Source organism: Lactobacillus gallinarum DSM 10532 = JCM 2011 (assembly GCF_001434975.1).
GTDB classification, from domain to species: Bacteria; Bacillota; Bacilli; order Lactobacillales; family Lactobacillaceae; genus Lactobacillus; species Lactobacillus gallinarum.
The window spans coordinates 1-24,378 of sequence record NZ_AZEL01000013.1 but is presented as its reverse complement, the minus strand read 5'-3'; the positions used below and the strand labels follow the sequence as shown (position 1 = coordinate 24,378).

Below are 24,378 nucleotides of genomic sequence, written 5' to 3'. Positions count from 1 at the left end.
TTGCCAAAAATTTTAGCTTTGATTGCTTGGCCGGTTGGAGTGCCAGCTAAGCCGCCGATTCCGGTTTCGCGGAGGGATGCTGGCATTTGATGACCAACTTTTTTCATGGCGTCGATACATTCGTCGGCCGGAATTACACTGGTGCATCCCGCAAGCGCCATGTCTGCCGAAATTAAAGCATTGCCTGCACCGATTGCATTCCTCTTAACGCAAGGAACTTCAACCAAGCCAGCGATTGGGTCGCAGACTAGACCGAGCAAGTTAGACATTGCAATCGACATTGCTTGTGCGCTCTGCTCAGCACTGCCACTAGCTGCCTCAACTGCAGCAGCGGCGCCCATGGCAGATGCACTACCAACTTCGGCTTGGCAGCCACCGGTTGCGCCGGCAATTTCTGCGTTATTGGCAATAACAAGGCCGAATCCACCAGCAGTAAAAAGAAAGCGAATCATTTGCTCCTCAGTTAAGTTGAGTCGTTTTTCTAATAAAAACAAGACACCAGGCAAGATACCAGAGGAGCCAGCTGTTGGCGTAGCACAAATGACACCCATTGCCGCATTAACTTCGTTAGTTGCAACAGCATTCTGTACGGCAGTCATGATCGTGTCGCCAGAAAGGGTGTGGCCTTTCTCAATATATTTCTTGATCTTCACGGCCTCACCGCCAGTTAAGCCGGTGCTAGAAAACACACCATTACCGCCGCGACCTTTTTTAACCGCATCGCGCATAGTCTGTAAATTATATTTCATCTTATTCCAGATCTTCTCACGAGGTTGACCTGACATTTTGCATTCTTGCTCAATGATCAATTTAGAGATAGGTTTGCCTGTTTTTTCGGAGTCTGCAACAATTTCTTTAATGTGGTTGTACATGATTTCTTCCTATCTATAAACAAATGATGTGAGGATATTTCCTCCGTAATTCACTAGTTAAGGCTGGTTTGAAGTAATTTTGGATATCGTACTCATAGATGTAACAAGCGTGCGACTTGTAGATTCTTTTTTCCTTAAAAGGGGCCTTGAGTTTCAAAAAGTCAGATAAGGATCTCTCGTGATTAAGTTTTCTCTCAAAATCAACTAAGATCACGATTGGTAGAGAACCAGCTGGCTTGATGTTGATGCTGTGTAAGACGATCTCGCGCACTTCGATGGCACCGCCACCGATAGAGCAGCCTGATAATTGGGCCTTCTTTTCACCATCTGACATGTCCAAAATCGCAGTGTTAGGGTGGCCGATGGGGCTTTAGCCTTATTCTTCAACAAAGCGAATATCGATTCCGCGTTGGCGCGCAATCTCAGGTGCTCGCGGCACACGCAAATCCTCTGTAGTAAAGCCCAAGATTCCTGCAGCGATGGCATAGTCAGTACCATGTCCGCGGTGCGTTTGCGCAAAAGAGCCATAATAATGAACAGTAACTTTTTTAGGTACGCCGCCGAACAAGCGGTTTCCTTCATGGCCAATGGCTACGGCACCGGCAGTGTGTGAGCTTGACGGTCCGACCATGACAGGTCCGATGATGTCAAAGACGCTCTTGTAACGATTCCCCATTGTAATATCCCCTAATGTATTATAATTTTCGTTTCTCATTATAACTGATAATGGGAAATTGATAAGTGAAGATTGCGATGATTTTCAATCTTTTGAGAAATAGAGTAATCGTAATTGCTGAAATCTAACTGAAATAAAAATTTTTTATTCTTATACATTTTCAGTATAATTTAGTAGCATAATAAAGATCGTTTTTAGAGAAGGATAAATTATGACTGACGAAAAAGACAAATTGAAGCAAAATTTAGAGAAGGTTGCTGAAGAACGCGGCGACCAGCAAGCAGTATCTTATCAAGACTTGTTCAGTCCAATGTTCATGCAAAAGAATACCAGCTTTGCTACGATTGATGTGTTTGTAAGAGAACTTGGCTTGAAGGACTTCCAAGAGATCGAAAAGATTGATGACAAAGTAATCGACGATTTTGTCAAAAAAGAGACGAAATTTAATAATTGGCAAGAAATGCAACAGCGTGCGGTAAGCGAATACATGACTAGCTTATTTTAATAAAAAGTAACCCATAAAGTCGGTTATTAGTTGATAAGAATTGTATCATTAATATAGTAGTAAATACGCGTGGTGCTAGTTAAATCGTTCTAGACAATAAGCCAAATTATAAGCTAAAATTGCAATTTCCAACCGGCTTTGAAAGCCTATCAGACTACGTGCTCGATTGTTCTCGGCATTGTAATAGGTCAGAAGCGAAAAGTCGCTTTCAATTGTTCTGCGAATAGCCATCAATTGATGATCATTGTGCTTTTTAGCTCCTGTCATATTTTTAGGATATGGTGTCCAAAGTTCGTAACCCATTTGTTTTAGCTGTTGATGCAGTTCTTTGCCTAAATAGCCTTCGTCGCCAAGAAGATAGTAATTAGATGGATGGGTATTTTCCATCAGTTCAACTGTCTCCCTGGCATCATGAACTTTGAAACCATAGAAGTAAATTTTCTTGGTGGCCTTATAACCAATGTTGGCATAACCGCGAAAAATTTTAGCACGATAGTTTCGAATTGGTCGGCAAACAGGTACCGGAAAGCTGTCAATGATCAAGAATTGTCCATTCAGGTCAACCTTTTTATTCATTTCTTGCCGTATCTGATAAATCAATTGCAATAGCTGACGTGAACGCCGATTAAAACGTGAGTGTGATAAACAATTGAAACATTCACAGAATCTTCTTTGTGATTCAATTCCTGTCTTAGCTTGCCAGATAAGTAAAGCCAAAATCAGACTGTCCGTAGTTTTAATTTGATCAATATTTCGCCGATGAGTAAACTCAGCCGGTGCATACAAACGATACCAGTGCCGACAAATTATCACTAAATCTTTAAAACTAACTTGTCTTAGGGTGGCTAAAACGCTTAAGCTTAAGGCAGTTCAATCAGATCAGACTCTTTTCTTTTTGATACTACAACTTGAGTCTAGTCCGATTGGACTTTTTTATTAACTAAAACGATTTAACTAGCACCACGCGTAATATAATTAAAAATCATGAATTGGAGGGGAAAATATGAATGAGGTGATTTTGCCGCGCAAACGCTGGCAACAGATCTTTAACGTGCAAATGATTTTTGCACTAATCGTAACAATTTTAGAAATGATTCCTAAGCGAGGACACACTGCAGGTAATATTTTTCAGTTAGTATTCTTATGCTTAGTCATTGGTTTAAATTTTTATGTTCAATTTAAGCGTAAAAATCCTAGCAAGCTTAATCATGAGATTACTCGCTGGATAACTCTCTGGCTGTTTAGCGGTTATTTCATTGATGTCTGGTTAGCAACGGGTAATTATTTATTACTTTTCAAATTTCTTGCCCCATGCCCATGGATCTTCGTGCCAGGTCCTCAAGACATTGTATTGTTTGCTTGAGATATGGCCTGATTCATTTTCCTTCTTAAGAAGTTCTGGGTAAGAAAGAAGTGGAGCATATTTAACGCCGCTCTTGGCAAAGTTTTCTTTTGCGTCTGGCAAGTAGTAGGTGAAGATTGAAGATACGCCGATTACGTTGCCACCGTCTTTTTCAGTTGCCTTAACAGCGTTCAAAACTGAACCACCAGTAGTGATCAAGTCGTCGATTAAAACAATCTTATCATCCTTTGAGAAACGACCTTCAATTTGACGACCCTTACCGTGATCCTTTGGCTTTGGACGAACATAAATCATTGGAAGGTGTAACTTGTCAGCAACCCAAGCTGCGTGAGGGATGCCGGCAGTTGCAACACCACCGATAATGGTTGCTTCAGGGAATTCCTTGGCAATCAAGTTGGCTAAGTCGCTGGCAATCATGTCGCGTAATTCTGGGTAAGATACAGTCAAACGCAAGTCAGTGTAGATTGGTGAAAGCATCCCACTAGCATAAGTAAATGGCTTGTCAGGTGAGATAGTGATGATTTTTTCTTGGATAAGTTGAGAAATAATTTGATCTTTATGCATTTTAATTAAACTCCTTCTTGATTGCTTCATAAGCAGCTTCTGGATCACTGGCTAAAGTGATAGGGCGGCCAACGACGATTGCGCTTGAACCCCATGCCTTGGCATCGGCTGGTGTTGCGACCCTTGATTGGTCATCCTTGGCGTTGCCCTTTGGACGAATACCAGGAGTGACGTACAGGAAGTCATCACCGATTGCTTCGTGCAATTCTTTTACTTCAAGTGGTGAGCAGATAACACCATCAGCACCAGAATTTTTAGCCATCTTTGCAAGGCTGAGTACTTGTTTATCCATTGGTAAAGAACAGTTTTGTTCGTGAGCTAAAACTTCGTCTGAAATTGAAGTCAATTCAGTTACGGCTAAAAGTTCTGGTACGCTGTGACCAGCAGGTGTTCCTGCAATTAAACCATCTTTAGCGGCCTTGATCATTTGGCTGCCACCAAGTGCGTGAACCGTAGTAAAGGTGATGCCGAGTTTTGCCAAAGCCTTTGCACCGTTATAAACAGTGTTTGGAATGTCATGCATCTTAAGGTCTAAGAAGATCTTGTAGCCTTGATCAGCTAATTTTTTAACTACATCAATGCCGGCATTATAGAACAATTCCATGCCAACTTTGATAAATACGTTTTCCGGTTTGCCTAGTTTTGACAAAATTTCGTGTAATTTTTCTTCATTGTCCAAATCGAGGGCAACGATAACAGGTCTAGTCATTTTTCCTCCACAAAAAAAGTCTATACGTGGCGCAGAGAGACACCAGGTATAGACTTTCCCCAGATAATTTAAGTCAATATTTTGAACTTGCGGTCTCTCTGTACCGTTTAAAGTTTGATCAAAACGAAGTTTAACACCATCGAAAATAAAATACAAATAAAATTTTAGACTTTTAAAAATCAAAAAAGGCGTGTACAATCTGTTCTAAAAAATAAGCGAATGTCCGTGAGCATTCATTTTTGGAGGAAAATTATGACAAATACACGCGTAAAGTTACCAGGATTAAATTTGAAGAACCCGGTGATGCCAGCAAGTGGTACCTTTGGTTTTGGCGATGTGCCAGCAGCTAAGAAGTTCGATTTGAATGACTTAGGTGCAATGGTAATTAAGACAACCACGCCACACGCAACAACAGGTAATCCGCAACCTCAGATCGCTGTTTTAGACGATGGGGTACTTAACTCAGTTGGTTTAACTAATCCTGGTGTTGACGCAGTAATTAGTGAAAAATTAACACCGCTTAGAAAGCAATATCCAGACTTGCCAATTATGGCTAGTGTGGGTGGCGACAGTGAAGATGACTATGTTGAAGTTGCAAAGAAGTTATCTGATTCAGGATTAGTCAACGCACTAGAGATCAACGTTTCTTGCCCTAACGTTGATCGCGGCGGCATGAGTTTTGGTGTGCATCCCGACGTAGTTGAAGAATTAACCAAAAAAATCAAAAACGTGGTTAACGTTCCAATCTACGTCAAATTAACGCCAAACGTAACTGATGTCGTTACTATCGCAAAAGCTGCCGAAAAGGGCGGTGCAGATGGTATTTCCATGATCAACACTTTGCTTGGCATGGAAATCGATGTGAAAACTAGAAAGCCAGTCCTTGGTCACAACATGGGCGGTTTGTCAGGTGAAGCTGTGAGACCGGTTGCTCTTCGCATGATTGCGCGGGTTCACCAAGCAGTCGATTTACCAATCATTGGTATGGGTGGAATTAGCTCAGCTGAAGACGTCGTTAAATTCATGCTTGCCGGTGCAAGTGCCGTAGCAGTAGGTACTGCACACTTCCACGACAGCATCGCATCCAAGCATATCGCTGATAGTTTACCTGCAGAACTTGAAGAATTAGGCGTCGATGATATCAATGATTTAGTTGGACAAGTTAAACTTAATTAATCCCTTGACAAACGCTGTCATTTACAGTAACTTTAAAGCAATGAATGTCCTTTAAAATTAGTCCCGTGAGGCTAGCAAGGCAGGCTTAAATTAAGTTTCGACTTTACAGAAAGCTCCTAGTCTCAGAGAAGAATGGGAGCTCTTTTAATGGGCAAAAATTAGGAGGCTATTAAATTGGCAAAAGAAATTTGGGATGCACTTGCAATGAAGCGTGCGCTTACGCGTATTACTTACGAAATCATCGAACAAAATAAGGGTACCGATGATTTAGTATTAGTTGGAATTAAGACGCGTGGCGTTTACTTGGCTAACCGCATCCATGACAGAATTCAAAAACTTGAAGGTGTTGATGTTCCAGTTGGTCAACTTGACATCACCCTTTACCGTGATGATCGTCATGATGCATCCTTAAAGCAAGATCCAGTTGTTAACTCTGATCAAGTTGGTGTTAACATCGATGACAAGCACGTTGTCTTGATCGACGATGTTATTTACACTGGTAGAACAATTAGAGCTGCGATGGATGCTTTGATGCACGTTGGTCGACCAAGTTCGATCAGAGTGGCAGTTTTGGTTGACCGTGGTCACCGTGAATTGCCAATCCGTGCCGACTTTGTTGGTAAAAACATTCCAACTTCTGCCGACGAACAAGTCGCTGTTAATGTAGTTGAAAAGGACGGCAAAGATTCAGTTGAATTGAAGGCTTTGCCAAAATAAAAAATAGAAAAAGTAAATAATTCAACCATTTAATTGACTCCAGAGAGGGCCAGAAGGGTTGCTTAGTTTTTCGTATACAAAAGTGCGAAGAAAAAGCCTGGAGCAATTAAATGCTTCAGGCTTTTTTGATAGAAAGAATAGAAAATGGAAAATTTAAATCTTGTCAGTTTACCACATTTTGTTAGTGTTGAAAATTTGCATGTCGATGAAGTTGAAGCTTTAATCAAACGAGCTGAATACTTCAAAAAGGGTGGCGCAACACCTCGCTTAACTAAGCCGGTTTACGTAACCAACATGTTTTTCGAAGACTCAAGCAGAACGCATACGAGTTTTGAAATGGCTGAAAGAAAATTGGGCTTAACAGTTATCCCATTTGATCCAGCTCACTCATCTGTTAACAAAGGTGAAACTTTATACGACACTTCATTAATCATGAACGCTTTGGGCGTCGATCTTGAAGTGATCCGCCACTCACAAAATGAATACTACAACGATTTGATCAACTTGAAAGAACACCAACACTTAAACATCGGTGTGATCAACGCAGGTGATGGCAGCGGCCAACACCCAAGTCAATGTATGCTCGACATGATGACTATTCACGAACACTTCGGCCACTTTAAGGGCTTGAAGGTAGCCATCGTCGGCGACATCACTAACTCAAGAGTGGCTAAGAGTAACATGGAACTTCTTACTAGATTAGGTGCAGAAGTTTACTTCTCAGGTCCAAGCTACTGGTACGACAAAAAATTTGATAAATACGGTAAGTATGAAGAATTAGATAAATTAATCCCTGACATGGATGTCATGATGCTTTTAAGAGTACAACATGAACGTCACGCAGGTGATCCTAATGAAAAGAAATTTGATGCTAAAGCTTACCATGAAAAATACGGCATCAACCATAAACGCTACAACGAATTAAAGCCTGACACAATCATCATGCATCCAGGTCCAATCAACCACGACGTTGAACTTAGCGGTGACTTGGTAGAAAGCGACAAGTGCATGTTTGTCCGTCAAATGCAAAATGGTGTATTTATGAGAATGGCCATGATTGAAGCAGTATTACGCGGAAGAAAGCTCGGAGGTCTCGAATAATGACAACAGTAATTAAGAACGGTACCGTTTATCAAAATGGTCACTTAGTTAAAGCAGACGTTTTAATTGAAAATGACAAAATTAAGGCAATCGGTACTGATTTAACAGGCGATAAAGTAATTGATACCAAAGGCAAGTTGGTTAGCCCAGGTTTAGTTGATGTCCACGTTCACTACCGTGATCCTGGTCAAACATATAAGGAAGATATTAGAACAGGTAGTGAAGCAGCTGCCCGCGGCGGCTTTACCACAGTAGGTGCTATGCCTAACGTAACTCCTGTGCCTAACACTCCAGAATTAATGGAGAAAATGGTTGAGGAAAACAAGGAAAAAGGCGTAGTTCACATTTTCCAATATGGTCCAATCACCGATGATGAGACAACCGATGTCATTCCTGACTATGCAGCCTTGAAAAAAGCTGGTGCCTTTGCTTTGAGTAACGATGGCCACGGTGTACAAACAGCTCAAACCATGTACTTGGCTATGCAAAAAGCTAAGGAAAATAACTTGATCGTTGCGACCCACGCACAAGACGATTCACTCTTTAATCACGGTACCGTTAACGCAGGTAAGACTGCAGAAAGATTGAACTTACCACCTGTCACTGAACTTGCTGAAACCACGCAGATTGCTCGTGACTTGCTCTTGGCTCAAAAGACTGGCGTTCACTACCACATCTGCCACGTTTCAACTAAGACTAGCGTTGAACTTGTCCGCATGGCAAAGGCTCGCGGAATCAATGTTACTTGTGAAGTTGCTCCTCACCACATTCTTTTAACCGGTGAAGATATTCCAAAAGACAACGGCTACTTCAAGATGAACCCACCACTAAGAACTAAGGAAGATCAAGCAGCACTTTTAGTAGGACTTCTTGATGGCACAATTGATCTGATTGCTACTGACCATGCGCCCCATGCTAAGAAAGAAAAGCAAGGCGGAATGAAAGGTGCGGCTTTTGGTATCACAGGTAGTGAAACTGCCTTCAGTACGCTATATACTAAGTTTGTAAAGAACGAAAAAGTCTTTACTCTCGAACAATTATTGTCATGGCTTAGCGATAAACCAGCTAAGACCTTTGGTCTTAAAGACGCCGGCGTTCTTGAACCAGGCAAGCCAGCTGATATCGCAATCTTTGATTTGGAACATGAAAAAGAAATCAAGGAAGCAGACTTCAAGTCTAAGGGAGTTAACACTCCATTTACCGGCCACAAGGTTTATGGCTCAACTGTGATGACAATGGTTGACGGTAAAGTTGTCTACCAGGAGGGAGCAGAGTAAATGTCAATGCGCTATTTAATTTTAGAAGACGGTAGTGTTTATGCCGGTGAAGGCTTTGGCGCCGATCGTGAAACAACCGGTGAAGTTGTATTCACAACAGGGATGACCGGCTATCAAGAAGCAATTACTGATCAAAGTTATGCAGACCAAATTTTGGTTTTCACTAACCCATTGATTGGTAACTACGGGATTACTTTAGCCGACTATGAATCACTTGAACCAAAGATCAAGGGCGTGATTTGCCACCAAGTAGCACGTCACCCAGATAACTGGAGAATGCAAACTACTTTGCCTAAATTCTTAGAGCACTTGGATATCCCAGGTATTCAAGGCATCGATACACGTGCTTTAGTTAAAAAGCTCCGTGTTCACGGTACTTTAAGAGGTAAGATTGTAGATTCTAAGGAAGATGTAGAAAAGATCACCAAGATTTTACAAACTGAAAATGTAACTCAAGGCATAATCAGCCGCGTATCAACTAAGAGTCCATATCCGGTTCCAGGTTCAAAGCGCAACATCGTAGTGATCGACTTTGGTATCAAGCACAGTATTTTACGTGAACTTGCCGAACGTGACTGTAACTGTATCGTCTTGCCATATACTGCAACTGCTGAAGAAGTCTTAAACCTTCATCCAGATGGTGTTCTTCTTTCAAACGGCCCTGGTGACCCAGAAGAAATGGCCGCAAATGGTGCTACAAACATGGTTCGTGAAGTAGAAAAATATGTGCCATTGATGGGTATTTGTATGGGACACCAAGTCTTTGCTTTAGCCAACGGTGCTAAGACCTACAAGATGAAGTTCGGTCACCGTGGTTTCAACCACCCAGTTCGTGAAATTGCTACGGGCAACATCGGCTTTACTTCACAAAACCACGGCTATGCTGTAGATGCTGACTCAGTTGATAAAGACAACTTAATGATTACTCACGTTGAAGTAAACGACGGTACTGTTGAAGGTCTTCGCCACAAAAAGTATCCAGCATTTTCAGTACAGTTCCACCCAGATGCAACTCCAGGACCACACGATGAGGTTTCACTATTTGATGACTTTATGTCAATGATTGACCAAAGAAAGGAAGAAGAGCGTCATGCCTAAGAGAAAAGATATTCATAAGATTATGGTGATTGGTTCTGGTCCAATTATTATTGGTCAGGCCGCAGAATTTGACTATTCTGGTACTCAGGCTTGTTTGGCTCTTCGCGAAGAAGGTTACGAAGTTGTTTTGGTTAACTCCAACCCAGCAACTATCATGACTGATACGACAATCGCTGACAAAGTCTACATTGAACCTTTGACTGTTGAATCAATTTCAAGAATCATTCGTCAAGAATACCCAGATGCTATTTTGCCAACCTTGGGTGGTCAAGTAGGTTTAAATATGGCATTGGCTCTTGCAAAAACTGGTATCTTGGATGAACTTCACATTGAACTTTTGGGTACTAAGCTTGATTCAATTGAACAAGCTGAAGACCGTGAGAAGTTCAAGGAATTATGTAAGAAGTTAGGCGAACCTGTGCCACCATCAAAGACTGTTAATACAGTTAAAGATGCTTTGGCATTTGGTGACGAAATTGGCTACCCAATCATTGTACGTCCTGCCTTCACAATGGGTGGTACTGGTGGTGGTATTTGTCACAACCGTGAAGAATTAGCTGAAATTGCAAAGAACGGTTTGGAACTTTCACCAGTAACTGAATGTTTGATTGAAAAATCCATTGCTGGTTACAAGGAAATCGAATTTGAAGTAATGCGTGACCACGATGACAATGCGATGATCGTCTGCTGTATGGAAAACTTCGATCCAGTTGGTATTCACACCGGTGACTCAATTGTCTTCTCACCAAGTCAAACCTTGTCAGACAAGGAATACCAAATGCTTCGTGATTGTTCACTCCGTTTGATTCGTGCGCTTAAGATTGAAGGGGGATGTAACGTACAGCTTGCCCTTGATCCTAAAAGCTTTAACTATGACGTTATCGAAGTTAATCCAAGAGTTTCTAGATCAAGCGCCTTGGCTTCAAAGGCTACTGGTTATCCAATTGCTAAGATGGCTGCCAAGATTGCCGTTGGTATGACTTTGGACGAAATCAAGAACCCTATAACTGGTACTACTTATGCCGAATTTGAACCAGCTCTTGATTACGTTGTCTGCAAGATCCCTCGCTGGCCATTCGATAAGTTCCCTAAGGCTGACAGAGTTTTAGGTACTCAAATGAAGGCTACCGGTGAAGTTATGGCCATCGGTAGAACCGCAGAAGAAGCTATGCAAAAGGCTGTTAGATCTCTTGAAATCGATGAAAAGGATCTTTACTCTGAAGAAGCTCATGTAGCTAGTGATGATAAGCTTGAACAAAAACTAGTAAAAGCACAAGACGACCGTTTATTCTACTTAGCTGAAGCATTCAGACGTGGCTATACATTGGAAGATGTGCATGAATTAACTAAGATTAACTTCTACTTCTTGGATATCGTAAAGCACATGGTCGAAATGGAAAAGACTTTGCAAGAAAACAAAGACGATGTAGATACACTGCGCCTTGCTAAGAAATACGGCTTCAGCGATCCAACCATTGCCAACTTGTGGGGCGAAACCGCAGATGATGTAAGAAACTTCAGAAAAGCTAACGGCATCATTCCAGTCTACAAGATGGTTGATACCTGTGCCGCAGAATTTGAATCAAAGACCCCATACTTCTACTCAACTTATGATGCAGAAAACGAATCACATAAGTCAGGTAAGAAATCAGTTGTCGTAATTGGTTCAGGCCCAATCAGAATCGGTCAAGGTGTAGAATTTGACTACGCAACTGTTCACTGTGTTAAGGCTTTACAAAAGATGGGTTATGAAGCTATTGTTATTAACTCAAACCCTGAAACTGTTTCAACTGACTTCTCAGTCTCTGACAAGCTTTACTTTGAACCATTGACTCTTGAAGATGTTTTGAACGTCTGTGACTTGGAAAAGCCAGTAGGTACAATCGTTCAATTCGGTGGTCAAACTTCAATCAACTTGGCAGCTGGTCTTGAAAAGCATGGCGTTAAGATCTTGGGTACCGAGGTTAAGGACGTTAACCGTGCAGAAGACCGTGAGTTATTCGATGAAATCATCAAGGACTTGAAGCTTAACCAACCAAAGGGTTTAACTGCAACTACTCACGAAGGCGTTATCGAAGCTGCAGAAAAATTAGGCTACCCAGTTTTGGTTCGTCCAAGTTATGTCTTGGGTGGTAAGGCAATGGAAATTGTCTACAGCAAGGATGAACTTGAAGAATACTTGCAAGACCACGTAGATATTGCGGCTGATCACCCGATCTTGGTCGATGACTACTTGGATGGTCGTGAATGTGATGTTGATGCGATCTGTGACGGTAAGGATGTGCTTTTACCAGGTATTATGGAACACATCGAACACGCTGGTGTTCACTCAGGTGACTCAATGGCAGTTTACCCACCACAAACCTTCACTGAAGAAGTTAAGGAAAAGATTACCGACGTAACTAGAAAATTGGCTTTGACTCTGAACTGTAAGGGAATTATGAACATCCAGTTTATTGTGCGCGATGGGGATGTCTATGTAATTGAGGTAAATCCGCGAGCAAGTAGAACTGTTCCATTCTTGAGTAAGATTACTGGTATTGAAATGGCTCAAGTTGCTACGCATGTAATTATGGGTGAAACCTTGGCTGAACAAGGCTACAGTGATGGCTTGGCACCAGAACCGGATATGATCTCAGTTAAGGCACCAGTCTTCAGCTTTAGTAAGTTAGCTGATGTTGACTCATACTTGGGACCAGAAATGAAATCAACTGGTGAAGTAATGGGTAGTGATCATACTTTTGCCAAGGCATTATACAAGGCATTTGCGGGTGCTAAGATGCAATTACCTGAGAATGGCAATGTTCTTCTTACTATTGAAGATAGAGATAAAGAAAAGATTTTGCCAATTGCGAAGCGCTTTGCACGAATTGGTTACAGAATCTTTGCAACTAAGGGTACAGCCAACTTCCTTAAAAAGAACGACTTGCACGTAGAACTCGTGACGAAAGTACATGATGATGAACATGCTGACGATAACATCCTGAACGAATTACGCGATGGTCAAATTGATTTAGTGATCAATACGATGGGACATGATATTGAAAAGAATTCAGATGGCTTCATTATTAGACAAATGGCAATCCAACAAAACGTTCCGTTATTAACAGCTTTGGACACTGCGGATGCCTTGCTTAAATCGCTAGAAAATATATCATTTGCGACTAAGAGTTTGGATTAAAGGTAAATAAGAAGTAAAAAAGATGATCGAAAGATCATCTTTTTTAACTCGCACTTATTTTTCGTTTGCAACGTATCCGCTTTCATTGATACAATGCTCCTTGTAACTTTTTTACAAATATAGGGGAGAAAAATAATGAGTTATTTATTTCTATTCATTCCAGCAATCGGCTGGGGACTTATGCCGATGTTCGTTGCTGGGGTCAAGAAGAGTAACATTTACCACCAAATTTTAGGTACTGTGCTCGGTGCATTTATCTTTGGTGCTGTAATGACTCTCATTAAACGTCCAACTTTTGATGGCACTACATTTATGTTAGCAATGCTTGCTGGAGCTGCCTGGGTAATTGGTCAGGTCGGACAGTATTACAGTTATTCTAAAGTTGGTGTTTCTGAAACAATGCCAATTTCAACCGGTTTGCAATTAATTGGTGTACCACTTGTCGGAGTATTAATCTTCGGTGAATGGGCAAGTACTCAATCTAAGATCTTTGGTTTCTTAGGTATTTTGGCCTTGATCATCGGTGTTGCATGTACTTCATTGACTGATAAGGGTACTGCCGAAGGTGGCAAGAAGAACCAAACAACTACTATGATTGTTTTGGTTTTGACTACTTTGGGTTACATCACATCAAGCTCAATTCCTAAGGCTTTGAAGGGTGATAACACCATGATTTTCTTCGGTGAAACCATTGGTATGTTGATCACCACTGTGATTTACTTACTTGCAACTAAGAAAGTTGACGTTGTTAAAGAAAAGGAAAGCTACCAAGTTATTCCTGCAGGTTTGATTTATGCCGTAGCTGCACTTGCATATATCGTTTCAGTAAAGATGAACGGTGTTAACTTAGCTTTCGTTATGTCACAACTTTGCGTGGTTATTTCAACTCTTGGTGGTATTATCTTCTTACATGAACAAAAGACCAGGAAGGGTTACATCTATACTGCAATTGGTTTGGTATTAATTGTAGCTGGTGCTGTTTTAACTTCAGTATTTTAACAAATTGGCAACAGATGTCTAATTTAGATATCTGTTGCTTTTTTTATCTACTTAGTAAGCAAATGAATTAAAATAGTAAGAAACAAGAAAAGTAAAAGTTAGGAGCCTCTTCTATGAATGACAACGTTGTATATGTAATCTGTGCACGGCGATATGCTAAAAATGGTGAGGTAATTGAACAAAACGTCCATGTTTATAGTTCATATCAAAATGTGATTGCCGCCTTTAAGCCATTTTTAGATATGCCAAATAAAGAAGTACATATGAATGGCAAAGATGAAATGCTGCAAGTAAGAATCTATGATCCTGCTAATGAATTTTTGACTAGATATCGTTTCGATATCTATGAAAAGAAAATCGATAATTTCTTTCCAGGAGGAACGGAACATGTTTAATAAAGAAGAAGCGTTAAAAAAGTTAAGCGAAGAAGAATACAACGTTACCCAAAAAGCTGCGACCGAGTACCCTTTTACAGGAAAATATGATGATTTTTATGACAAAGGAATCTACGTTGATGTGGTGTCCGGTGAGCCGCTTTTCTCTAGTGAAGATAAATATGATGCAGGGTGCGGCTGGCCTAGCTTTACTAAACCGATTAAGAAATTGACATATCATCGTGATCAATCTCATGGAATGGAGCGAACAGAAGTGAAAAGCCCCGAAGCTGATTCACATTTGGGCCATGTCTTTACTGATGGACCAGTTGACAAGGGCGGCTTGCGTTACTGCATTAATTCGGCTGCGTTAAAATTCATTCCATATGATAAGCTTGATCAGGCAGGATACGGAGAATATAAAAAATTATTTGAATAATAAAAAAGACAGGTATTCAAACATGAATATCTGTCTCTTTCTTTACTATTAATTATTTTTCGTAAAACTTAATCTCGGTATTAGCTAAATCAATTGTGTAGGTCTCATCTTCAAGTGGACGCTTAGTCATGCCCTGATCAGTGGAATAAATAATCAAAGCAAGCTTGCTACCAGATGGGATAGTGTAGTAGGTAGGTTGAAGCAAGAAGTCTAAGTCATAAAACTTATCGGCATCGATTGCTTCAGGTTTCTTCATATCCTTAAAGTTTTGTAAATTCATGTGAGCCTTAGTGATTAACTTAGCCTTGGTCTTCTTGTCTGGAACAAATTCTTGCAAGGTATCAGTACCAAAACGGTAGCCTAATTCTTGTCCGCCGCGCATTAAGAACTTAGGAGTAGCAGTTAATCGTTGTCTTTCACCAAGTTCAACTAAAGCAACGGAGATTTCACCCTTTGGAAGGCTACCAGAGACTCTAACTTTGACTTCTGGGCGACCCACGATCGTAGTAGGATGAATAAATTCGTCTGTTTCAAAACGTAGGCTTGGTTTAGCCCATTTTTCATCGCCACAGATAAACTTGTATTGCCAGTCGCTTTCTGAGATACCAGATTTCTTAAATTCAGTGCCACCAACATCAGTGAAGCTCATCTTTGCCTTGCCGTTACCATCTTGGTAAAGTTCATGGTCATCTGTTGGATAGTAGATCTTTTCTTGACCTAATTCATCGCTCCAGTCTTTTTCTTCATGCCACTTATCAGCTTGCAGGTTATCTTGAATCATGACTGTTGGCCATTGATTGTAGGCATTGTTTTCTACGCCAAGGAGTTCATGAACAAACCAGAGGTTCATCAAGTCAGTAAAGTCAATGGAAACGAAGTTGTTCATGTTATAGTGCGGACCTTGGTGCAAGAAGAGGTGGTGCTTCATTGGCATCTTAGAAACGAGTTGCCAAATCTTGTAGACGTTCTTTGGCTTAACGTTCCAGTCGTTTAAACCATGAACTGAAATCCATGAGCACTTGATGCCATCTGCGTGATGACGGTAATTTCTTGCTTCCCAGAAGTCAGAATATTGACCAGTTTTACGGTCTTCTTTTTCAAGTAATTCCTTTTGCATCTTGTCGTATTCTGGCTTGATCTTAAGGTATGAACCAGCATCCCACAAGTTAGATTGACAAGTTTCAGCCAAAAGGTCGAGGTCTTCACCTTGGCAAGCCTCAGGAGCAATAACCAAACCGTGTTCACGGTAGTAGTCGTACCATGATGAAATAGCAGCTTCAGAAACAACAGTCTTCAGACCCTTGACGCCAGTAGTAGCAATGGCAATTTGCAAAGTACCAAGGTATGAACGACCAGTCATACCGATGTTGCCGTTGCACCAGTCAGCCTTAGTTTGAACAGTTCTGGTGCGGTCAGTGTAGGCAATACGATCGCCATGCAGCCATTCAATGACAGCTGCAGCTGATTCAGTTTCTTCAGGTGCACCGGTAATTCTGACACCGTCACTGCCGCGCGTACCGATGGCACCAGCAAAGACGCTAGCAAAACCACGAGCAAGCATATATTCGTTTAATGGGTAAGATGACTTGTGAACTGCTTCTTCTGTGGCTGGACGGCTTGAACCATCTGGCTTTTCAGCCTTAACGATTGGAGAGTGTTCATATTGTGGGTCGTTCCAAGTACTTGCATCGGACAAGTTTTCGTCGACGTTGTGGTTGCGCTTTTCATTGGCGATAATTCCACCGAAGTATGGGGATGCAGTGTAAAGAGCTGGTACTTTCAAGCCTTTGTTAGTTTCGGCAGGACGGAAAACAGTAACTTGAATCAAGTCGCTCTTGCCGTCGTGATCGGTGTCAAGGTCAGTTTCTACGTAAACGACTTCGCGGATTACCTTATTGGTGTCAAAGACAGGAATGGATTTACCGTTGAAGAACTTGAATTCGTTTTGGCCCCAGAATTGAGTGAAGTAACCTTTACCAGCCATTACATCAAGCAAGATTTGACCGTTCTTACTACGAGTATTGAGTAAACGGTAGAAGGCTGAGATCAATTTGTTGGTGTCGCTGATGTCTTGGACAAAGGGCAAGGCATTCTTTTGCATAAAACCAGTTGGGTCATCAAATTGGTAATCGTAGTGAACGTGGTAGCCAAGCAATTGCAAAGCAACGTTGTAGAATTGTTCGGTACCGATGGATTCAGGCTTTTCTTTTAAGAAATCTGTTAAAGTTTCATGATCCGAAACAGCAAATTCGTTGAGCTTGGCAGTTTTTGCAGCATCATTTTTTGCTTCAGCAATTGCATTTTTAACAAGTTTTGCGAGTAGGTCACTGAATGACCAATCTTCGTAGTTTCTAGGCAGGAAGTTGATGTCGATTAATTCTTTGACTTGTTGGTTGAAGCCAGTTTTGACGTAGGCATATTGATTGTATTTCATTTATTTCGCTCCTTTTTTCTTATTAATTATAGTTTACCTGTTTAAGGTGACAGCGCAATCAAAAAAGACGAGATCAAGTTAATTTTAGAGTTCTTTTATATAAGTATCAGAACACTTTTATTTTTAATTTGAAGAAAGAGTACTAATATAAAAATAGGAAAACATAATGAAAGGAATTGGAATTAATGAAGAAAGAGACTTTTAAGAAGACTACGGCTGCATTGTTGGTCGCGACGGCGGTTAGTAGCGGAATTTTTAGCGTAAAGACTACTGAAGTTAAGGCCAGCACTGGTGCACAAACGGCTTTGAAGAAATTAGATAAGGCCAGAGCAGCTGATAAAAAAACAAAAAACGCATTTAGAAAAGCTAAGGCATTGAAGCAAGACAATGCTATAAACCCTAAAGTGCCTAAAGCCGTGCTTGATCGAGACGATAGCGCATTTGATAAGGCAAAAGCAGATAAAATTAAAGCTGATCAAAATTTGGTTAAGGCAGAAACACAATATTCAATTGCGGAAGCTAAGAGGACTGCAGTTTTGCGTGGCAAGAAGTCAATAAGATTTGTCACGATTAATAAAAAGGGGAAGTTGGTTAAGAATTCACGCAAAGCTAAGCCAGGTGTTAAGTATCATGTAAATCGTTTGTTTAAGATGGGCAAGCGTAGTTACGTGGAAATTAAGTTGGGTCGTAAAAATTTGTTGCTTAATGCGAAGTACGTTGAATTTAAGTAACTTTTTAATGAATGGAGTCGGCGATTGTGTCGAACATTGCCAATTACACAAACACTTATGATATCCGTGGGCATGAGATCGAGATTACTGCACCCGCACGTTTTGATGATCAAACGCATAAAGTAATTCCTGATTTAGAATTGGATGATCAGGCCGCAAAGCTAGCGCTAGAGAAATTTCGTAAGATTTATGGTGTGGTATCATCTGAAAAAATGAAAAATTTACGAAAAAAATGGAACTTGAGCCAACGTAAATTTGCCAAGGTCTTAGGTTGGAGTCCTTCGACTGTTGCATTGTATGAAACTGGGGCAATACCTAATGTTAGCAACAATCGTTTGCTTAAGATTTTGATCAAAGACGATAAAGTAATGAAGGAATTTATCGAAGATAGTCAAAAGAATGAAATGTAACAAGAAAGCCACCTTTTTCGGTGGCTTTTTTGTTAAAAAATAAAAATCTTAAATGGCGTATAAACGTAAAGCAATGCTAGAACAACGACTACGATTAATTCAATCGTATTTCGCTTAGTTAGACGATCGTAATTTTCTTCCTTAATTTTATTTTGGTGAAATGCCTGGGTGAGCTGAATACGTCTGACCGCCAGAACGACTGCAATAATCAGATAAATGCTGATACCGATAATATTTAGAGTTCTCATTCTTATTCCTCTTGTTTGTATTTGTGCTAGGTTTTTATTAAAATTATATCAAACAAATGTTCAAATTACGATATATTTTAGAAAGGAAAACTGATGGCAGATTATAACTCTAAAAGTGAGTATTACCGTAACGTGGCTCGCAAGCACGAAGCGATGGTTGAGCAAAAGTATCAGCGACAAATTCAAGCTTCAATTAAAGGTACCAAGGTTTATAGTATTGATGCTTTTGCAGATAAAGAAGCTGATCAATTTACTAAAAAAGCTACGCAAATTGTCTGGCCGCTTGCTACTAATCAGGCCGTGATTAAGGCCTGCAAGAATTATCCGCAGCAAAAAGTTGCTGCGTTGAATTTTGCTTCATATATTAATCCTGGTGGTGGTTTCTTAAATGGTGCAATGGCGCAAGAAGAGGCGATTTGTACGCAATCAGACCTTTATCCAGTTATTGCCAGTCAGATTGATTTTTATGCTTGGAATAAACAGCATAGAAATCGCGGCTTGTATGTGAACCGCGGACTTTATTCGCCAGATATTATTTGGGATGGGGATGCTCAAAGCGGTGTGATCACTTGTGCTGCACCTAATAAGACTGCTGGTCGTCGCACTTTGCGTGAGCCAGAAGAGCAGATGAAGTTCTACAGCGATGCCGACAGTGCAATGCTTAGTCGCATGAATTTTGTCAAAAGAATAGCCGAAGATCAGCAAGTCGATGTGTTGATCCTCGGTGCATGGGGTGCTGGCGTTTTCGGCTTTAAGCCAGACGAAGTTGCCAAGATGTGGCAAAAGACGTTTGAGCAGCCAACTAGTATTTCAACGGTCGTTTATGCAGTGATCCCAGATGAGCGGCGACAAAATCGCGCAGTGAATGAATTTAAGAAAGTTTTCGAATGAGTTAGATAGATGTTTTTTAGGTAAATTTAGTTCATAATATAGGTAAATATTTATGTACTAAGGAAAATATCTATGGGACTTTTTGATTTATTTAGTAAAAAACAAAGAAGAGCGAATCAAGCGTTTTTGGCCGACCAGCGCAGCCAACAAGTTATTGCTAAGATTAAAAAACTAGATTTGCCCACTGAACTTAAACAACAACTGATTAATGCTAAAGTTTATGACATTTGGTTTAACAGCAAGGATTTAGCACCGCTTAGCAATCTACTGAGTGATCATGAAAGAATCGAGTATGCAGCACTCGGAATTACTGATCAGGGCGAAGATGTAATGCTGACATGTACTAATCAAAATTTGATTATTTTGAGCAAAAAACATCCTAGTGAAAATAGCCGTGTGATCCCGTTAACAGAGATTATGAGCGTGCTTTTGCAGCAGCAGATTATATCTGAAGAATTAACATTAATAGTAAATAATGAACAAGTTAACATTAGCTTACTTAATAAAACAACAGCAGCACTTTTGACAGCAGCAATCAAGAAATGGTCGCAAAATAATGATAATCTTGATGAGCAAGTAGAGCAGATCAAGAAGCTAAAAGATTTGCTTGATCAAGGGATTTTGACTGAAGAAGAATTCCAAGCTAAGAAAAAGCAAATTTTAAAAATTTAGAGTAAACGAAACATACTAATCTAGTGTTGGATGATTACTCGACAGAGTAGTCGTTCAACACTTTTTCTTTTACTATGTAAAGTGGAGATGAAGCTAATGCCGTAGGGCTCTTGGACACATGATGTCGTAAGCAAAACTGGCAGTTTCACTATTCAATTGAGAATCTCGTCTAAGTATGTTGGCTGTATGGCTCATGCAAGGCGAAAGTTCTTTGACTCCTTGCCTAAAGACAAGGCCAGAGAGTCCGACGCGACTTCAGTTGCCAGACAAGTGATATCCACTACTGTGATCAAATGTTTAGCCTTGAGCGCTCCTGGAAGGGCCTTTCGGCTGAAGAAAGATACAAGAAGCGTCAGTCTGAGTTAAAGCCTCTGCTTAAGAAGTTTTCCGACTGGTGCTACAAGAAATCAGTCTCCGTGCTGCCTTCAGGCAAGCTGGGGGTAGCCTTCCAGTACTGCTTAAACCATACGGACAAGTTCATGAATATTCTGAAAGATGGTCGACTTGAACTGTCCAACAACAGAGCAAGCAGTCAAAGAGATCGTCATGGGACGCAAGAATTGGCTCTTTTCACAGAGCAGCACTGGCGCCAAAGCCATGGCCATCATTATGAGCATACTCGAAACTGCCAAGCAAAATGGCTTGGATCAATTCAAATATATCAACTATCTTCTAGACAAGTTGCCCAATGAGCCGTCCTTATTAGATAATCAACGTCTGGAAGCCTATTTACTATGGTCTGAAAATGTTCAGCTCCACTGTAAGTAAAGTCCTATAAACTGATAAATCCCAACTTAGCATTGCTAGGATGGGATTTTAATATACTGTGCTATTGGGCGCTTACATTGTTTTGATGCTACCATTTTTATGTATAAACCTACTCTTTTGTGATTGCAATTGGTGTAACGAAAATTGCAGCACAAAAGGAAAAAGAAAATTAGCGCCGATTGCAATAATAAATTGAATACTTACTAATAATATCTGGTAGATTTTGACTATCTGCGCCGATAAATATGGTCAAGCTCTACGTCAAAGCACTCTTCTGGAGTCTTGTAGTTTAAGATCTTTCGAGGAAGAGAGCTGCACCATACTTCGATCTTAGCAATGTCTTCCGCGCTGCATTTATCCATGCGATCTCCCTTAGGGATATAGCGTCTGATAAGCTCGATGCGGCCTTCTACGCTACCTTTATCACAGGGATGTATAAGGATGAGCATAGTACACAAGCGTCTAGGAGACTTGCTCAAGATTTGATAGATCCGCGAACTCGGAACCGTTGTCGGTTGTGATAGACTTAAAGATTCTGTTCCATTTGGGTCCATAGAACTCGCAAAGCATTGTCAAATGCCTTCATGACGCTAGTTGAAGTCTTATCTTCAATCTTGATCATGAAGAAGCGACGTGTCTTCCGTTCACACAGAGTAAGCAACACATCATCATCTTTGGTCTTGTGCCCAAGAACCAGGTCGTATTCCCAGTATCCAAAGTCCTTACGGTTATCGATTCTAGGACTGCGTTCATCGATGTTTCTGCCTAGAATGCGCTTGTTTGCACGAACAAAAGCATAGTTGATGAACTTGCTTCGACGAAGAAACAAGCTCTTACGGCCGCATTCGCGTCTATGGCGCTTATAAGTCATTTGCCCCTCGACATTTGTATCGTTTCACATTGTCAGTATAAAGGGATACAGTACCTCTTTTGATCATACACGATTGTACTTGGCGAGCAGTTAAGCTCTCTAGCAATGGCACGATTTGAGCAGCTAATGGAATGCATCATTTGAATTGTAATTCGGTCATCCTTCGAAAGGTGCTTTCCCTTTTGGTGTGGTTTAGTGTTAGAATAGGAACAATCCATTTTAACCTCTCTAGAAATGTTTTGTGGTAATTCATATTCTACCAGAAGGTTGAAATGGATTTTTTGTGCTCTGATCCAGTAAAAACGACTTATTTTCACTAGATCGGAACAGTGTTCAACTTGATTTCACAATCGGCGAGTGCTAGACTGAGTCAAGCAAAATATTAACTTTGGCTTGTCAAAATTAATAAATAATATTAATTATTTAACCAATATTAATTATTCTTGCTTTTCTTTAAATCATGTATTTGAGTATTAACTCAGTTATATTCTTAGAAAGGAAAGTTTCAAGCGAATGATGTTAAGAAAGAAGAATAAGATGTTCGTTGACAGTGCTGATCGAACACCACACTACAGCTTGAGAAAGCTGTCCGTTGGTGTAGCGTCAGTTCTGCTTTCAACCACGTTGTGGATGGGTGCTAATGGCTCTGTAGCGCATGCTGATACGATTAACGACACAACTGTTGCCGGAAAAGTTGAGGATAAGTTAGATCCATCAGAGACGCATAAGGATCAAACGCAAGCTCAGACTGCCGAGTCAACTAGCCAAGCTTCCGTAGCAAGTGCTGAAAAGCAGAACGGGAAATCTCAAGCAGCAGTGGCTGATGTAAATCAGGCTGAAAACAAGCAAGCACAAGAAGGCGACAGCGCCAATGCTGAAGAACAAGCTTCAACTGCTGGTCAAGCTTCTGCTGCAGCGACTGAAGGTCAAACGAATGGTTCTGCAAATGCCGGTGCAGCCATTGACGCCACTACTAAAGCAAAGAAGGATTCGGCAAATCCTGAAGCAAACAGCTCTGATGCTGCGACGGAAGGCGCCAAGAACGAATCAACTACCCTTGACGTAAGCCAAGCCTCTAAGACGTATACTGCGGCAACGGTCACCAAGAAGATGGTTATGTCAAGTCTGGCTGACTCTATCAGTGAGAATAAAACGAAGTTGGCGAAAGCAAATGCAGACACTACAGCCGTTCCTGGTTTTTCAGTAACGGATCCAGAATATCCCAGTGAAATGTATCGCGATCCAGATTCGGAACATTATTCATTCTTCTGGGCTGACCTGACAGATGCAGATAATGATGACTACCACTACCAAACTGTAATTTCAACTAATAGGAATGGGAATGGCCAAATTCACGTCTTTGAATTGGATCAGAGCAACAAAGTCCTCAATTCATTTGATTTGAATAAAAGTCAAAGCCGCACGTCCCAACTGACGGGAGCCACATACTTTAACGACGAATACGCCGGACTGATTAGTGCCGGCTCAAATTCTTGGATAGAATTGACAAAAAAATATGAGGTTTCAGGTGGCAAGAGTGATCACCCATATGCTTCCCTCAGTTTTATTGTTCCGCGGCTGAATAAGCAAGTAACCTCATATCACGATGAAAGCGGTAACGACATCATTGATAAAAACGGGGAAAAGATCGAACCGGTTGTCCAATCAGGCTTAGACGGCCAAAAGTATACAACTGCTGGTACGAAAGTCATCGATGGTTATTATGCTAAAGCACCGTCTAATGCTCAGGGAACAATGTCACCTTATGGTAATATTGGCAGCAAGTATGAATTGAATTATCACAATGGCTACATTGCTGAATATACGCAAATCGACAATGACGGTGATATGTCTGTTCAGATATATTATCAAGACCTACTAGGCTACTACAGAAGAGCCAGGTCACCGATGACTATTAAACCTGGAGATACTATCATAGATTCAGGCGTGGGCGGTATCCACTTGAGAAGTATTTACGTTCCACAGACAATTGATATTAGGTATGTATATAAAAAGTTAGGGGATACTGTCCTTGTTGGTGAGGATCATAAGCCATTCATGGGGCACACACCAACCCAATATCCTAATAACCCGACTGACCCGACTAAAGCTGGAAAGGTTGTTATTCCTCAATACGAAGGATATACACCAAAGATTAATGGTATTATACCTGTAGGTCCAGATGGCTTCATTCCAAATGATCCAGGTGAAGATACTCCAGTTGTCTACACTGCTAATGACCAAACAGCTACGATTACCTACATTGATGACACTGAAAAGAAGACACTTGGTAGTGACAAGC

At 40.8% G+C, this 24,378-nt stretch carries 20 protein-coding genes and 4 pseudogenes; 16 read left to right on the top strand and 8 right to left on the bottom strand.

The window, feature by feature from the left end; translation table 11 throughout:
- Both sdaAA and FC37_RS02780 read right to left on the bottom strand, forming a co-directional pair.
- The coding region (sdaAA, locus tag FC37_RS02785; RefSeq protein ID WP_056945467.1) for an L-serine ammonia-lyase, iron-sulfur-dependent, subunit alpha at window positions 1–872 on the bottom strand (872 nt) is incomplete at its 3' end.
- 13 nt (window positions 873–885) lie between these two features.
- Window positions 886–1,548, bottom strand: a pseudogene (locus FC37_RS02780) (serine dehydratase beta chain).
- A 211-nt stretch (window positions 1,549–1,759) separates the two neighbouring features.
- Here FC37_RS02780 and FC37_RS02775 point away from each other — a divergent pair.
- The gene (locus tag FC37_RS02775) at window positions 1,760–2,053 is read left to right on the top strand and encodes a hypothetical protein (RefSeq protein WP_025006488.1); all 294 of its coding nucleotides are present in this window, start codon (window positions 1,760–1,762) and stop codon (window positions 2,051–2,053) included.
- A 75-nt stretch (window positions 2,054–2,128) separates the two neighbouring features.
- On the opposite strand, the pseudogene FC37_RS02770 reads toward FC37_RS02775, so the two are convergent.
- The 3 genes and pseudogenes from FC37_RS02770 to pyrF all read right to left on the bottom strand — a co-directional run bounded on the left by FC37_RS02770 (window position 2,129) and on the right by pyrF (window position 4,689).
- Window positions 2,129–2,927, bottom strand: a pseudogene (locus FC37_RS02770) (transposase).
- 414 nt (window positions 2,928–3,341) lie between these two features.
- A complete protein-coding gene (gene pyrE / locus FC37_RS02760; protein WP_056945466.1) occupies window positions 3,342–3,980 on the bottom strand; it encodes an orotate phosphoribosyltransferase in 639 nt (212 codons plus the stop codon).
- Window position 3,981: 1 nt separating this feature from the next.
- On the bottom strand, window positions 3,982–4,689 hold the full coding sequence (gene pyrF / locus FC37_RS02755) for an orotidine-5'-phosphate decarboxylase (RefSeq protein WP_025006324.1): 708 nt from the start codon (window positions 4,687–4,689) through the stop codon (window positions 3,982–3,984).
- 252 nt (window positions 4,690–4,941) lie between these two features.
- On the opposite strand from pyrF, the gene FC37_RS02750 reads away from it, so the two are divergent.
- From FC37_RS02750 to msrB, 9 genes are all read left to right on the top strand, one after another.
- The gene (locus FC37_RS02750) at window positions 4,942–5,865 is read left to right on the top strand and encodes a dihydroorotate dehydrogenase (protein ID WP_025006323.1); all 924 of its coding nucleotides are present in this window, start codon (window positions 4,942–4,944) and stop codon (window positions 5,863–5,865) included.
- Between the two features lie 174 nt (window positions 5,866–6,039).
- Window positions 6,040–6,582 carry a bifunctional pyr operon transcriptional regulator/uracil phosphoribosyltransferase PyrR gene (gene pyrR, locus FC37_RS02745; protein WP_025006322.1) on the top strand — a complete coding sequence of 181 codons (543 nt, stop codon included), beginning with the start codon at window positions 6,040–6,042 and terminating at the stop codon, window positions 6,580–6,582.
- Window positions 6,583–6,726: 144 nt separating this feature from the next.
- Entirely contained in the window at window positions 6,727–7,683 is a 957-nt protein-coding gene (locus FC37_RS02740; RefSeq protein WP_056945465.1) for an aspartate carbamoyltransferase catalytic subunit, read from the top strand.
- Window positions 7,683–8,960: a dihydroorotase gene (locus FC37_RS02735; RefSeq protein ID WP_025006321.1), complete on the top strand. Its 1,278-nt coding sequence runs from the start codon at window positions 7,683–7,685 to the stop codon at window positions 8,958–8,960. Before FC37_RS02740 ends, FC37_RS02735 begins: the two co-directional genes overlap by 1 nt.
- A 6-nt stretch (window positions 8,961–8,966) precedes the next feature.
- Complete coding sequence (locus FC37_RS02730; protein WP_025006320.1) at window positions 8,967–10,058, top strand: carbamoyl phosphate synthase small subunit; 1,092 nt, start codon at window positions 8,967–8,969, stop codon at window positions 10,056–10,058.
- Window positions 10,051–13,239, top strand: coding sequence for a carbamoyl-phosphate synthase large subunit (carB, locus tag FC37_RS02725; RefSeq protein ID WP_025006319.1), 3,189 nt, complete (start codon window positions 10,051–10,053; stop codon window positions 13,237–13,239). Before FC37_RS02730 ends, carB begins: the two co-directional genes overlap by 8 nt.
- 135 nt (window positions 13,240–13,374) lie before the next feature.
- Window positions 13,375–14,238 carry a GRP family sugar transporter gene (locus FC37_RS02720; protein ID WP_025006318.1) on the top strand — a complete coding sequence of 288 codons (864 nt, stop codon included), beginning with the start codon at window positions 13,375–13,377 and terminating at the stop codon, window positions 14,236–14,238.
- Between the two features lie 113 nt (window positions 14,239–14,351).
- Window positions 14,352–14,633 carry a hypothetical protein gene (locus FC37_RS02715; RefSeq protein ID WP_056945464.1) on the top strand — a complete coding sequence of 94 codons (282 nt, stop codon included), beginning with the start codon at window positions 14,352–14,354 and terminating at the stop codon, window positions 14,631–14,633.
- The gene (gene msrB / locus FC37_RS02710) at window positions 14,626–15,051 is read left to right on the top strand and encodes a peptide-methionine (R)-S-oxide reductase MsrB (protein WP_035434561.1); all 426 of its coding nucleotides are present in this window, start codon (window positions 14,626–14,628) and stop codon (window positions 15,049–15,051) included. The genes FC37_RS02715 and msrB overlap by 8 nt, the downstream gene beginning before the upstream one ends.
- Window positions 15,052–15,103: 52 nt before the next feature.
- Here msrB and FC37_RS02705 read toward each other — a convergent pair whose 3' ends face one another.
- The gene (locus tag FC37_RS02705; RefSeq protein WP_056945463.1) at window positions 15,104–17,485 is read right to left on the bottom strand and encodes a Xaa-Pro dipeptidyl-peptidase; all 2,382 of its coding nucleotides are present in this window, start codon (window positions 17,483–17,485) and stop codon (window positions 15,104–15,106) included.
- 185 nt (window positions 17,486–17,670) lie between these two features.
- On the opposite strand from FC37_RS02705, the gene FC37_RS02700 reads away from it, so the two are divergent.
- Both FC37_RS02700 and FC37_RS02695 read left to right on the top strand, forming a co-directional pair.
- Window positions 17,671–18,216 (top strand): hypothetical protein, encoded by a 546-nt coding sequence (locus FC37_RS02700; protein WP_056945462.1) that lies wholly within the window; start codon window positions 17,671–17,673, stop codon window positions 18,214–18,216.
- 26 nt (window positions 18,217–18,242) lie between these two features.
- Entirely contained in the window at window positions 18,243–18,626 is a 384-nt protein-coding gene (locus FC37_RS02695; RefSeq protein ID WP_025006314.1) for a type II TA system antitoxin MqsA family protein, read from the top strand.
- Window positions 18,627–18,658: 32 nt separating this feature from the next.
- On the opposite strand, the gene FC37_RS02690 is transcribed toward FC37_RS02695, so the two are convergent.
- A complete protein-coding gene (locus tag FC37_RS02690; RefSeq protein WP_025006313.1) occupies window positions 18,659–18,874 on the bottom strand; it encodes a hypothetical protein in 216 nt (71 codons plus the stop codon).
- A 93-nt stretch (window positions 18,875–18,967) separates the two neighbouring features.
- Between FC37_RS02690 and FC37_RS02685 the strand changes: the two genes are divergently transcribed.
- From FC37_RS02685 to FC37_RS09985, 3 genes and pseudogenes are all read left to right on the top strand, one after another.
- The gene (locus FC37_RS02685) at window positions 18,968–19,765 is read left to right on the top strand and encodes a TIGR02452 family protein (RefSeq protein ID WP_025006312.1); all 798 of its coding nucleotides are present in this window, start codon (window positions 18,968–18,970) and stop codon (window positions 19,763–19,765) included.
- 72 nt (window positions 19,766–19,837) lie between these two features.
- Complete coding sequence (locus FC37_RS02680) at window positions 19,838–20,437, top strand: SHOCT domain-containing protein (RefSeq protein WP_025006311.1); 600 nt, start codon at window positions 19,838–19,840, stop codon at window positions 20,435–20,437.
- 177 nt (window positions 20,438–20,614) lie between these two features.
- Window positions 20,615–21,205, top strand: a pseudogene (locus tag FC37_RS09985) (IS66 family transposase); the annotation flags it as partial.
- Window positions 21,206–21,432: 227 nt separating this feature from the next.
- Here FC37_RS09985 and FC37_RS02670 read toward each other — a convergent pair.
- Window positions 21,433–22,294 (bottom strand): annotated as a pseudogene (locus FC37_RS02670) (IS30 family transposase).
- 295 nt (window positions 22,295–22,589) lie between these two features.
- Here FC37_RS02670 and FC37_RS02665 point away from each other — a divergent pair.
- The coding region (locus tag FC37_RS02665; protein ID WP_156400651.1) for a YSIRK-type signal peptide-containing protein at window positions 22,590–24,378 on the top strand (1,789 nt) is incomplete at its 3' end.